Origin of the sequence: Streptomyces sp. NPDC046876 (assembly GCF_040645035.1) — a bacterium.
In the GTDB taxonomy this organism is placed as follows: domain Bacteria; phylum Actinomycetota; class Actinomycetes; order Streptomycetales; family Streptomycetaceae; genus Streptomyces.
The window spans coordinates 1-11895 of sequence record NZ_JBEYXK010000129.1; the positions used below are offsets into that span (position 1 = coordinate 1).

At 73.9% G+C, this 11895-nt stretch carries 13 protein-coding genes; 7 read left to right on the top strand and 6 right to left on the bottom strand.

Translation table 11 applies throughout. The annotated features are described in order from the left end of the window. Positions 1 to 439: 439 nt before the first annotated feature. Complete coding sequence (locus ABZ924_RS34880; protein WP_361919113.1) at positions 440 to 928, top strand: hypothetical protein; 489 nt, start codon at positions 440 to 442, stop codon at positions 926 to 928. On the opposite strand, the gene ABZ924_RS34885 is transcribed toward ABZ924_RS34880, so the two are convergent. Beyond that, positions 916 to 1650 (bottom strand): TetR/AcrR family transcriptional regulator C-terminal domain-containing protein, encoded by a 735-nt coding sequence (locus ABZ924_RS34885; RefSeq protein WP_361919114.1) that lies wholly within the window; start codon positions 1648 to 1650, stop codon positions 916 to 918. The two genes, ABZ924_RS34880 and ABZ924_RS34885, sit on opposite strands and share 13 nt — an antisense overlap. 102 nt (positions 1651 to 1752) lie before the next feature. Between ABZ924_RS34885 and ABZ924_RS34890 the strand changes: the two genes are divergently transcribed. Further along, a complete protein-coding gene (locus ABZ924_RS34890; protein WP_361919116.1) occupies positions 1753 to 2493 on the top strand; it encodes a DUF4386 domain-containing protein in 741 nt (246 codons plus the stop codon). Here the strand turns inward: ABZ924_RS34890 and ABZ924_RS34895 are convergent. Further along, a complete protein-coding gene (locus ABZ924_RS34895) occupies positions 2424 to 3029 on the bottom strand; it encodes a hypothetical protein (protein WP_361919118.1) in 606 nt (201 codons plus the stop codon). The genes ABZ924_RS34890 and ABZ924_RS34895 overlap by 70 nt on opposite strands. Positions 3030 to 3040: 11 nt before the next feature. Next, positions 3041 to 3535 carry a hypothetical protein gene (locus ABZ924_RS34900; protein ID WP_361919120.1) on the bottom strand — a complete coding sequence of 165 codons (495 nt, stop codon included), beginning with the start codon at positions 3533 to 3535 and terminating at the stop codon, positions 3041 to 3043. 537 nt (positions 3536 to 4072) lie between these two features. On the opposite strand from ABZ924_RS34900, the gene ABZ924_RS34905 reads away from it, so the two are divergent. The 3 genes from ABZ924_RS34905 to ABZ924_RS34915 all read left to right on the top strand — a co-directional run bounded on the left by ABZ924_RS34905 (position 4073) and on the right by ABZ924_RS34915 (position 5572). Beyond that, entirely contained in the window at positions 4073 to 4477 is a 405-nt protein-coding gene (locus ABZ924_RS34905; protein WP_361919122.1) for a helix-turn-helix transcriptional regulator, read from the top strand. A 23-nt stretch (positions 4478 to 4500) separates the two neighbouring features. Then, positions 4501 to 5070, top strand: a complete 570-nt coding sequence (locus ABZ924_RS34910) for a hypothetical protein (protein WP_361919124.1) — start codon at positions 4501 to 4503, stop codon at positions 5068 to 5070. A 163-nt stretch (positions 5071 to 5233) separates the two neighbouring features. Then, on the top strand, positions 5234 to 5572 hold the full coding sequence (locus ABZ924_RS34915; protein WP_361919126.1) for a DUF2516 family protein: 339 nt from the start codon (positions 5234 to 5236) through the stop codon (positions 5570 to 5572). Positions 5573 to 5690: 118 nt separating this feature from the next. Here the strand turns inward: ABZ924_RS34915 and ABZ924_RS34920 are convergent, their stop codons facing one another. The 3 genes from ABZ924_RS34920 to ABZ924_RS34930 form a co-directional block, all read right to left on the bottom strand. Beyond that, positions 5691 to 7004 (bottom strand): fused response regulator/phosphatase, encoded by a 1314-nt coding sequence (locus ABZ924_RS34920; protein WP_361919128.1) that lies wholly within the window; start codon positions 7002 to 7004, stop codon positions 5691 to 5693. A gap of 281 nt (positions 7005 to 7285) precedes the next feature. Next, positions 7286 to 8353 (bottom strand): NlpC/P60 family protein, encoded by a 1068-nt coding sequence (locus tag ABZ924_RS34925; protein ID WP_361919130.1) that lies wholly within the window; start codon positions 8351 to 8353, stop codon positions 7286 to 7288. Between the two features lie 207 nt (positions 8354 to 8560). Further along, positions 8561 to 9286 (bottom strand): class I SAM-dependent methyltransferase, encoded by a 726-nt coding sequence (locus ABZ924_RS34930; RefSeq protein ID WP_361919142.1) that lies wholly within the window; start codon positions 9284 to 9286, stop codon positions 8561 to 8563. 428 nt (positions 9287 to 9714) lie between these two features. Between ABZ924_RS34930 and mshA the strand changes: the two genes are divergently transcribed. Next, a complete protein-coding gene (gene mshA, locus ABZ924_RS34935) occupies positions 9715 to 11013 on the top strand; it encodes a D-inositol-3-phosphate glycosyltransferase (protein ID WP_361919144.1) in 1299 nt (432 codons plus the stop codon). Beyond that, positions 11006 to 11494 (top strand): YbjN domain-containing protein, encoded by a 489-nt coding sequence (locus ABZ924_RS34940; RefSeq protein WP_361919132.1) that lies wholly within the window; start codon positions 11006 to 11008, stop codon positions 11492 to 11494. The genes mshA and ABZ924_RS34940 overlap by 8 nt, the downstream gene beginning before the upstream one ends. Positions 11495 to 11895: the final 401 nt, after the last annotated feature.

The following is an 11895-nucleotide window of genomic DNA, read 5'->3' on the forward strand; positions in this document are numbered from 1 at the left end:
CGGTCGCGGGGGGAGGGTCCGGGCCGAGCCCGGGGCCCGGCGGAGCCGGGTTTCTTGGGGCTCCGCCCCAAACCCCGCGCCTCAAACGCCGGCGGGGCTGGAAAGCCCCACCCCCCGCTTCGAAGGCAGGCCGCGCCAGCCGGCCCTCTCCGCCGCCCGTGGGCGTTCGAAGCCGGTCCGGCACATCCAGCCGGCCAGCTTTCGAAGCTGAGGGCCGGCAGTTCCAGCCTCGCCGGCGTTTGAGGCTGGGGGTACCGCCAGCGGTAGCTGGGGGAGGGTCCGGGCGGAGCCCGGTGCCCGGCGGAGCCGGGATTCTTGGGGCGGAGCTCGGGGTCACCCGAATGGGGGAGAGGCGGCTTCGGGGCTCCTTCCGCGGCATCCCCGCGCCCCGTCCGCACGGCCGACGCCGAGCCACCAAGCCCCCGGCAGGCTGGACGGCATGACACAGTCTCAGGAAAGCCGCCCCGCCCCCGCCCCCCGATGGGCCGTGTGGGCCGCGCATGCCGTCGCCCTCGTGACGCTGCCGTCCGGGATCTGGCGGCTGCTGCTCGCGGCCGGATTCCTGGCCGGGTACACCGAGGCCGGCTACGCCGCCGCCGGCATACCCGGCTGGGGCCGGCTCTACGTCGCCTGCCTCAGCATCGGCACCGAGCTGCTGGCCCTGCTCACCCTCGTCCTGGTGCGGCCGCGGGGGCCGCGGTGGCGCGGCCGACCGGTCTCACCCCGGGCCGTCACGGCCCTGGCGGGCGCGGCGGCCGCCGCCCTGGCCGTCGCCTGGACGCCGTTCGCCCTGTATTGGACGCTGCCGCACCCGGACATGACCCCGCTCGGCGCCACCGTCATCGGGTTCCTCTACCTGCCCCTGGTCGCCTGGGCCCCGCTGCTGGCCGCGGTGACGGTCTCGTACCACCGCCGTCACCGCGCCTGAGAGCTCCAGCCCTCTGCGTGGAGGCGTTCGATCCCGTCGAGGAGGAGGTCGAGGGCGAACTCGAACTCGAAGCGGTCGTCGCAGCCCTGGCCGCCCACGACCGACCCGGCGTCGTGCGCCCGGGAGGCCACGATCCCGGCGATGTGCGGATACCGGGCGGCGAGCAGGGCCGCCTGCTGATCCTGCTGATCCTGCTGATCCTGGTGAGGCTGCTGCTCGGCTTCCGCACCGGCAGGCAGCAGCTCCTGCGTGAACCCCCACACCCGGCTGCCCAGCGCGTGCATCGCGTGGTGCGTGAGGTCGGCGCTGAGCCCCCCGGCGAGGAACAGCCCGATGACGCGGTCCAGATGGGCGAGCGCCCCGGGCGTCGGCCCGCTGCGCGACCCGATGACCTGTGGAGCCCACGGGTGGCGCAGCAGCACCTCCCGGGCCGACAGCAGCCGCCCCCGTACCGCGCCCTTCCACGCGGCACCGCCCGCCGTCGGGCCGATCTCCGCGAGGACCGCGTCGAGCATGCCGTCGAGGAGCTCCTCCTTGTTGGCCACGTGCTTGTACAGCGCCATCGGCACGACGCCGAGCTCCTGCGCGAGGCTGCGCATGCTCAGCGCATCGATCCCGGACCGGTCGGCGAACGCGACGGCGGCCCGCAGGACCCGGTCTCTGCTGAGGGGCGTACGGCGCCCGCCGCCGCCGCTGCTGCCGCCGCTGCTCTGCCCGGCCATCTCCCCTGTGCCTCCCGCTCCTTGACGAGTGTACGCCGTACACCCTACCGTGGCGGCCGCAGGTGTACGCCGTACACCTCATGCCGCAGCGAAGGAGCGCCCATGACGGCCCCGCCCCCGAGAAGGCTCGCGACCGCCGCGGGCCTGTGCTTCCTGCTCACCCACGTCGCCTCGATCGGCGGCCTCGTCCTGTACGGCCCCGTCCTGCACGACGCGGCCTACGTCACCGGCGCCGGCCCGGACACGCGCGTCCTGCTGGGCGCCCTGTGCGAGGTGGTCCTCGCCCTGGCGGTCGTCGGCACGGCCCTCGCCCTGTACCCCGTGGCCCGCCGGTACGGCGAAGGCGCCGCGGTGGGCTACCTGGGCCTCCGCACCCTCGAGGCCGCCGTCATCTGCGTCGGCATCGTGGCCCTCCTCGCGGTCACGACCCTGCGCGGCAGCCCGCCGCAGGCTCCGGATGCGCTCCTGGTGGCCGGCCGGGCCCTGGTGGCGGTCCACGACTGGACGTTCCTGCTCGGCCCGAACTTCGTCCTGGGCGCCAACACGACGCTGGTGGCGTATCTGATGTACCGCTCTCGGCTGGTGCCGCGCCCCGTCGCCGTCCTCGGCCTGGTCGGCGGCCCGCTGATCTTCGCCTCGGCGGCCGCGGTCCTGTTCGGCGCCTACGCGCAGCTCTCGGCCTGGGGCTCCCTGGCCGCCCTGCCGGTCTTCGCCTGGGAGTTGGCCCTGGCGGTCCGCCTCCTCGCCAGGGGCTTCACGCCGCCCCCGGCCCCTCACACCGTGACGACCTCGACGCCGGCCGCGAGCATCCGCGTGACGAGCTCCTCGGCCAGCTCCGGGTGACAGACCACCAGGTTCATCTCCGGGTCCCCCTTCCGTACGATCAGGTACCCGCTGCCGGTGTCCTCCAGCCGCCACGCGTCCCGCTCGGTGGTCCACAGGGCCGCGTACGCCTCGACGTCGACCTCCGGCGCCCCGGACGGCGGCTCCGCGCGCAGCGTGACCGAGGGCAGCGGCCGGGCCGGGTCGGCGTTCCCGAGCCGGAGCCCGGGGTGCGACCCCTCCCCGAGCGCCTCGACCACCTCGCCGGCGGGGTAGCCGAACAGATCGACGTCGCCGAGCGCGACGGGCGCGACGGGCGCGACGGGCGCGTCCCTCCCCGCCAGCGTCACGGCCTCCAGCCCCGCCCCGCCGCCCGGCCGGGCGGTCACCTCGACCCCGCCCCACCGCACCCGGTACGCCCACGGCCCGCCGCCCGCGGCCCGTACCGGCCCGAGCCGGCCGAGCACCTCCCGCACCTCGGCCGGCCCCGCCCCGAACCCCAGCACCCCGGCCCCACCGGGCAACCGCACCCCGACCCCGGGCAACAGCTCGAACATCCGCCGGTGCCCTACAGCGACGTCCAGCAGTAGAGCCGCTCGCCGGCGCTCCGGGCCCGCCTCGCCGGCAGGACGAGCTCTTCGGCCAGGGGCTGCATGTCTTCGGAGCGCGCTCCCTGCAGCTCCTCGGCCCGCACCCATCGGGCGACGACGGCCGGTATGTCGCAGTCGCGCACCCCGGCCAGGGTGTCCCGTGCCGGGAGCTGGAGTTCCGACACCCACGGGCCCGTCACCCAGGGGTCGTCGTCATCCGCAGGGCCGTCTGGGCCGGGAGCCGGGGAGGTCGGCCACACGGTCGTCTCCTCCACCAGGTCCACCCGCCACTCGACCTGGCGGACGGCGGCGATCAGCTGCGCGAGCACGACGGTGGGATCCACGTGCTTGGCCTCGACCCCGTCGAACGCCGGCGGCTCCGTGAACAGCGGGGACCCGCCGTCCGCCTGCTCCAGCGCCTGCACGACCGATGCGGCGTCCGCCGCGCGGAAGTAGTCGCTCAGAACGCCCATCGCCCTCTCCCCGTCTCGGTCCCTCCGCAGGAGTAGATCAGACGCCGCTGTGACGGAGCACATTCCCCCCGGCGCCAGCCGACCTGTCAGCCGTCCGGGCCCCCGGCTGCGGCGGGGCCCGGGTATATCAGGCGTTCCGCGCCATCCGCCGAGATACCGGATGAGGTCGAACTCGTGGCGGGCCCCGTCACGGATCATCGACCATTCGGCGTTCGGGGTCTTCCACCAGATCCTCGACCCTGTGCGTACCGCACCTGCGATCGCAACAGTTGCCCATGCGCCGTTGGCGGTCAGCGAAGCCAGCGCGTCGCGCGCAGCCATCCGCTCACCGGGCTGTGCCGGCATCAGTCGTGACGAAGGGACGACCCGCGCCGCCCGGACAACCTTGGTGACCGGTGTGCCCTGGGGGATCCCGTCGGTCATGTCCCCGGCGGCCCCGCGTGGTCGGCCCTCCGTCCCTGGCGGTCCCCCTGCGCACGTGGGTGCTATTGCAAGCAGGCGCTTGCAATAGTTAGCGGGGTGCGGCAGGATCGGGGCATGGGATCGCTCAACGTCGGAACTCTCGGCGAGTACCTCCGCGAGCAGCGGCGGCACGCCCAGCTCTCGCTGCGGCAGCTGGCCGATGCGGCGGGGGTGTCGAATCCGTACCTGAGCCAGATCGAGCGCGGGCTGCGCAAGCCGAGCGCGGACATCCTCCAGCAGCTCGCCAAGGCGCTGCGCATCTCCGCGGAGACGCTGTACGTGCAGGCCGGGATCCTCGACGAGCGGGACCGGGACGAGGTGGAGACGCGGGCCGCCATACTCGCCGATCCGTCCATCAACGAGCGGCAGAAGCAGGTGCTGCTCCAGATCTACGAGTCGTTCCGCAAGGAGAACGCGGTCGAGACCGGCACCGAGGCCGAGCCGGCAGCCGCGGGCGAAGAGAAGCACCACACGAACTGAACTGATCCGGGAGGACCAGCCACATGGCCATCGCCGATGACCTGAAGAAGACCCTCGCCGACCCGACCCCGCTCTACTTCGCCGCCGGCACCGCCGACATCGCGGTGGAGCAGGCCAAGAAGGTGCCCGGCCTCATCGAGCAGCTGCGCGCCGAGGCGCCCGCGCGCATCGAGGCGGTGAAGAACACCGACCCGAAGATCGTTCAGCAGAAGGCCCGCGAGGCCCAGGAGGCCGTCACCGCCAAGGTGGCCGAGGTGATCGGCGCGATCGACGCCAAGCGGATCGGCGAGACGGCCCAGGACCTGGCGCTGCGCGGCGTCGGTGTGGCCGCCGAGTACGCGGTGCGCGCCAAGGAGACCTACGACCGGGTCGCCGAGCGCGGTGAGCAGGCCGTACGGACCTGGCGCGGCGAGGTGTCGGAGGAGATCGTCGACATCGCGGTCGCCGTCGAGCCGGACCGGGAGCAGTCCGCGGCCGAGGGCTCCGCCGACGCGTCGGCCGAGGGCGAGGGCGAGGGCGCGGACAGGCCGGCCGCGCGCCGGACCACCACCCGCAAGACCCCCGCGAAGAAGGCCGCGCTCGACGAGGCCTGACCGGCCACGGCCACTGGCCACGAGCCACTGGCCACGGGTCACGGGCGGCGGGCCGGGCACCTGTGCGGTGTCCGGCCCGTTGTCGTGGGGTGAGGGCCGCTCTGCCGGTAGCGTGGAGGCAGAGGGCACCAGACGTGCCACGCGTGAGAAGGCGGTCGGGTCGATGTTGATGAACGGGTTCGATAACGGGGTGCTCCCGTTGCTCGGGTTCGCCATGCTGGCGCTCGCCGTCGTGGCCTTCGTCCTCGCGCTGCTGGCCCGGGAGGACGCGTACCGGGCCGCCGACAAGCAGACCAAGACGTTCTGGCTGGTCATCCTCGGGGTCACCGTGGTGGTGGACTTCTTCCTCGGGATGCTCTTCCTGCAGATCGCCGGTCTGGTGGCGACCATCGTGTTCTTCGTCGACGTCCGGCCGGCGCTCAAGCAGGTCTCGGGCGGCGGCCGGCGCCGGGGCGGCAGCAGCAGCGACGGACCGTACGGGCCCTACAACGGCGGCCGGTGATCCGGTAGCCGCTCCGGTCCCGGACCGGTCCCGGTCCCGGTCCTGATCGGTCTTGGTCCGGCTCGGTCGGTCCCGGTCCCGGCCCTGGTCCGGCGACGGCCGCAGCCGCGGCCCGCGGTCAGGCCCCGTTGCGCGAGAGCAGGACGACGGCCACGTCGTCGGTGAGCTCGCCGCCGTTCAGGCGCCGGGCCTCGGTGACGGACGCCTCCAGCAGGCCCTCCCCGCTCAGCCCGCGCGCGATGTGCCGGTTGATCATCTCGACCATCCCGTCCTGGCCGAGCCGCTCCTTGCCCTCCCCGATGCGGCCCTCGATCAGGCCGTCGGTGTAGAGCATCAGGCTCCAGGTGCCGCCGAGCTCGACCTGGCGGCGCGGCCAGCGCGCCTTCGGCAGCAGGCCGAGGGCCGGGCCGCTGTTCTCGTACGGGAGCAGCCGCGCGGGGCGGCCCGGCCTGGACACCAGCGGTGCCGGGTGGCCGGCCAGGCACAGGCCGGCGCGGCGGCCGTCGGGGGAGATGTCCACCGTGCACAGGGTCGCGAAGATCTCCTCGCAGGGGCGCTCCACCTCCAGCACCTCCTGGAGGGTGGCCAGCAGGTCGTCGCCGCACAGGCCCGCGAGCGTCAGGGCGCGCCAGGCGATGCGCAGCTCGACGCCGAGGGCGGCCTCGTCGGGGCCGTGGCCGCAGACGTCGCCGATCATGGCGTGAACGGTGCCGTCGGGGGTGCGGACGGTGTCGTAGAAGTCGCCGCCGAGCAGGGCGCGGCTGCGGCCGGGGCGGTAGCGGGCGGCGAAGCGGAGGTCGGAGCCCTCCAGCAGCGGGGTGGGGAGCAGGCCGCGTTCGAGGCGGGCGTTCTCCTGGGCCCGAAGTTTCGATTCTGCAAGCTTGTACTGCGCGATGTCGGCCCGCTTTCTCTCCACCGCGTACCGGATGGCGCGGCTGAGCAGCCGGCCGTCCAGTTCGTCGCGGAAGAGGAAGTCCTGCGCGCCGACGCGCACGGCTTCGGCGGCGCGCTCGGCGTCGGCCTCGGCGGTCAGGACGAGCACCGCGTGGCGCGGGGCGAGGGCAAGGACCCGGCGGAGGGTGTCGAGCTGGTCGGCGGCGGTGTCGTCCCCGGCCGCGGCTGCGCCGTTGGAAGTGGCGGCAGCGGCAGCGGCAGCGGCGGCCTGGGCGCGGGAGGCGGCCCCCGGCTCCGGGAGCGCCAGGTCCAGCAGGATGCAGTGGACGTCCGGGGTGAGCAGCCGTGCGGCCTCGGTGAGGTTGCGGGCGGTGCGCAGCCGGATGCGGTGCCGGTCGGCGTCGAGGATCTCGGGGACGGTGAGTCCGCCGGCGGGGTCGTCCTCGATCACCAGCAGGGTCAGGGATGCCTGGGGCAGGACCGCCTGACCGCTCTCCGTGGCGGGGATGTCCCTCTGCCGCGGTACGGGTACGGGCATGGTCTCCGGTTCCTTCCCTCCCCCCGAGGGTGCGCTCGTCCGGCCGACCCTAGCGGGCCGCGGCGGCCGAGCGGAATGGTGCTCCCGGCCGGGGACAGCGTCATATGCCGTTGTTGCGGGGGAAAATCCTCCTCGCCGAATGACCAACGTCACGGCGGGGGACGTCCTCGTCCCGCCCAGCGAGACGTTGCCCACACCCGCGTGGTTGCGTCAGGCTTCCGGAGCCGGAGCCGGAGCCGGAGCCGGAGCCGGAGCCGGAGCCGGAGCCCGGCACCCGTCCGTCACGCGTCCGGGCGGACGACCGCCTTGATCGGCATCGAGCCGGCGCCGGCCAGGGTGACGTTGCGCCCGGGGCGCGGGGCGTGGACGATCGCGCCGTCGCCCACGTACATCCCGACGTGGCTCGCGTCGTCGAAGTAGATGATCAGGTCGCCGGGCCGCATGTCCTTGATCGCGACCTTCGGCAGCAGCCGCAGCTGCTCCTGCGAGGTGCGCGGGATGCCCCGGCCCGCCGCCTTCCAGGCCTGCGAGGTCAGCCCCGAGCAGTCGTACGAGGCCGGCCCCACGGCGCCCCAGACGTACGGCTTGCCGATCTGGGCGGTGGCGAACTGCACCGCCTTCTTGCCCGACTCCGAGGCCGAGCTGTTGATCTCCTTCAGCACGCCCGTGGAGAGCCAGGCCGTCTGCGCCTGGTACTGGGCGTCCTGCTCGAGCTGGAGCAGCCGGGCCTTCTCCTCGGCCCGGAGCTTGCTCTCCAGCTCCTCCGCCGCCTTGATCTTGGCCTCGATCTCCTTCTTCGAGGCCTCCTTCTTGACCCGGTTCGCCTCGAGCTTCTGCCATTCGGTGTTGGCGTCCTTGGCGTACTGCTGCAGGGCGGTCTGGGTCCGGTTCATCTCCGACAGCAGGTCGGAGGTGGCCTTCTCGCCCTGGCGGATCCGGTCCGCCCCGTCGAGGAACTGGCTCGGGCTGCCGCTCAGCGCCAGCCGGGCCTGGGGCGGCAGCCCGTTCGAGCGGTACTGGGCGCGCGCGGCGGCTCCGGCGCGGTTCTTCAGGGAGGTGATGCGGTCCTGGCCGGCGACGACCTGCTTGGCGATCTCGACGATCTTGTCGGACTGGGCCTTGGCCTCGCTCTCCGCCAGGTTGTAGGCATCGGTGGCCGTGCCCGCCTGGCGGTAGAGGTCCTCGATGTCCTTGCGGACCTGCTCCAGGGACGTGGCGCCCGGTTCGGGCAGCGGCGCGGCCTGCGCCGTCCCGGTCAGGGCCGTCACCGCGAGCAGCGCCGTCGCGCACAGCAGCGTCAGGGCGGAGGCGCTGCTCCTGCGCCGCCGCCTCGGCTCCACGGTCCCCATGGTTCCCCCCAGATGCGAATCTGACTATTCATCAGTAACTTTCGCTGCCCTCGGGATGGTGCCACGACTCGGAGAAAACCAACACCCTCACGGGCGCTCTCCGGATCTTCCGACCCGTCCCGGACCAGTCCCCACACGCGGTTCGGACAGCTCAACGGTCCACCCCGGCACCCCGTTCCCCCGCCGTCCCCCATTCACCCCGCAGGTTCACCCCGCCGGGCGCAGCGCCTCCCAACGCACCGTCAGCTCCCCCTGCCGCCACCGCTTCGGACCGTCCGTCAGCGGCCAGTCCGCGGCCAGCGCCCGCGCCGTGCGGATCCAGCGCTGACGCGCCCCGTACGAGGCGTACGGCGCGGCCGCCGCCCAGGCCCGGTCGAAGTCCCGCAGGAACGCGTGCACCGGCTCGCCCGGCACGTTGCGGTGGATCAGCGCCTTCGGCAGCCGCTCCGCCAGGTCCGACGGGCGCTCCAGGGAGCCCAGACGGGTCGCGAACGTCACCGTGCGCGCCCCCTCGGGCCCCAACGCGACCCACACGTGCCGCCGCCCGATCTCGTCGCAGGTGCCCTCCACCAGCAGTCCCTCCGGGGTCAGCCGGGCACACAGCCGCTCCCAGACCGCCGCCACCTGTTCCTCGTCGTACTGGCGCAGCACGTTCGCCGCGCGGATCAGCGCCGGCCGCGCCCCGCCCTCCAGCGGCACCTCGAACCCGCCGTGCCGGAAGGCGAGCCCCTCGCGCTCGTACGGCTTCGCCGCCGCGACCCGCGCCGGCTCGATCTCGATGCCGACCACCCGCACCCGCGGCGCCGCCTCCCGCAGCCGTGCCAGCAGCTCCACCGCCGTCCACGGCGCCGCCCCGTAGCCCAGGTCCACCGCCACCGGCGCCTCGGCCCGCCGCAGCGCCCGGCCGTGCACCGCCGCGATCCAGCGGTCCATGCGGCGCAGCCGGTTCGGGTTCGTCGTACCGCGCGTCACCGTCCCCACCGGGCGGCCCTGGCCGCCGCCGCGGCCGCTGCGGCCCGTGCCGCCGGTACGTGCCGGGGGCGAAGTGGAGTGCTGGGACATGCGCCGAGCGTAAGCGGAGGGCACCCACCGCAGGAAAACCGGGCAGATCACGAAGGAAAAATCCGCCACGGCCGGAATGCGCGGGGCGGCCGTCCGGGTTGCACTCCTAGAAGGGCGCCGGGTGCGCCCCGTCGGCATGCCCGCACATGCCGTCCACCCGCCGTCCCGTCAGTCGCTGTCGTCCGAGCGAGATCCGAGCGAGAGGAACTGCTCCCTTGAGCCAGTACGTGTCCCGCATCGGCGGCAGCCTCGGCGGCCGGATCGCCGCCGTCCGCGGCACCCGCCACGACGCGCCCCGCCTGCGCATCCCGGCCGTCGGCCACCACCGCAAGCCGCGCCGCGTCGCCATGCTCAGCGTGCACACCTCTCCCCTGCACCAGCCCGGGACCGGCGACGCCGGCGGGATGAACGTGTACATCGTGGAACTGGCCAAGCGCCTCGCCGCGATCAACATCGAGGTCGAGATCTTCACCCGCGCCACCGAGGGCGGCCTGCCGCCCGCCGTCGAGCTCGCCCCCGGCGTCCTCGTCCGGCACGTCGACGCCGGCCCCTACGAAGGCCTCGCCAAGGAGGAGCTCCCCGCCCAGCTGTGCGCCTTCACCCACGGCGTGATGCAGGCCTGGGCCGGCCACCGCCCCGGCCACTACGACCTCGTCCACTCCCACTACTGGCTCTCCGGACACGTCGGCTGGCTCGCCGCCCAGCGCTGGGGCGTCCCCCTCGTCCACGCCATGCACACCATGGCCAAGGTCAAGAACGCCGCCCTCGCCGAGGGCGACACCCCCGAGCCGCCCGCCCGCGTCATCGGCGAGACCCAGATCGTCGCCGCCGCCGACCGGCTCATCGCCAACACCACCGAGGAGGCCGAGGAACTGGTCCGGCACTACGACGCCGACCCCGGCAAGGTCGCCGTCGTCCACCCCGGCGTGAACCTCGACCGCTTCACCGTCGGCGACGGCCGCGCCGCCGCCCGCGCCCGCCTCGGCCTGCCGCAGGACGCCGTCATACCGCTCTTCGCCGGCCGGATCCAGCCGCTCAAGGCCCCCGACGTGCTGCTGCGCGCCGTCGCCGAGCTCGTCGGCCAGGACCCCTCGCTGCGCCGCCGCCTCTTCGTCCCCGTCGTCGGCGGCCCCAGCGGCAGCGGCCTCGCCAAGCCCGAGGGGCTGCAGAAGCTCGCCGCCCGGCTCGGCATCGCCGACCTCGTCCACTTCCACCCGCCCGTCGCCCAGGACCGGCTCGCGGACTGGTTCCGGGCGGCGTCCGTACTGGTCATGCCGTCCTACAGCGAGTCCTTCGGGCTCGTCGCGATCGAGGCCCAGGCCACCGGTACGCCCGTACTGGCCGCGGAGGTCGGCGGGCTGCCCGTCGCCGTCAACGACGGCGTCACCGGCATACTCGTCCCCGGCCACGACCCGGTCGACTACGCCCGCGAGCTGCGGCGCTTCGTCGACGACCCCGGGCTCAGCGCGCGCATGGGCGGCGAGGCCGCTCGGCACGCCGGGTTCTTCGGCTGGGACACCGCCGCCGGTGGCACGGCGGACGTGTACACCGCGGCGATGCACGACCACCGCCGTCGCGTACGCTCCCACCATGGCTGACACCGCCGCGATCATCGAGAGCGCGCTCAACGGCGCGGAACTGAGCTGGGAGAGCCCCGAGCCGGGGTCGTACGTCGTCCAGCTGCCCGGCACCCGCAAGCTGGCCACGACCTGCTCGCTCAAGGTCGGCCGGCACTCGCTGTCGATCAACGCCTTCGTGATCCGGCACCCGGACGAGAACGAGGCCGGCGTCCACCGGTGGCTGCTGGAACGCAACCTGAAGCTGTACGGGATGGCGTACGCGGTGGACCGCCTGGGCGACATCTACCTCACGGCCCGCCTCCCGCTGTCGGTGGTCACCCCGGACGACCTGGACCGGCTGCTCGGCACGGTCCTGGAGGCCGCCGACGGCGCCTTCAACACCCTCCTGGAGCTGGGCTTCGCGAGCGCGATCCGGCGGGAGTACGAGTGGCGCGTCGCCCGCGGCGAATCCACCCGGAACCTGGACGCCTTCCGCCACCTGACCCAGCCGACCCCCTAACCCGGCTCCGGCTGCGCGGCCGCCCCCGGCCGGTGCCCGGCCACCCGCGGACGCGCAGTTCCCTGCGCCCCTGTGGGCCCGGCGCTTCCCGGCCGCCTACGGCCCGTCCGTGCCCACTCGCCCAGTTCCCCGCGCCCCTGGGGGTCGGGTGGTTCTTGGCCGTCTGCGGGCCGTGGGTGGTTGTTCGCGCAGTTCCCCGCGCCCCTGGGGTTTCGACGGTGTTCGCTCGTCTGCGGGCCGTGGGTGGTTGTTCGCGCAGTTCCTCGCGCCCCTGGGGTTTCGACGGTGTTCGCTCGTCTGCGGGCGGTGGGTGGTTGTTCGCGCAGTTCCTCGCGCCCCTGGGGTTTCGACGGTGTTCGCTCGTCTGCGGGCGGTGGGTGGTTGTTCGCGCAGTTCCTCGC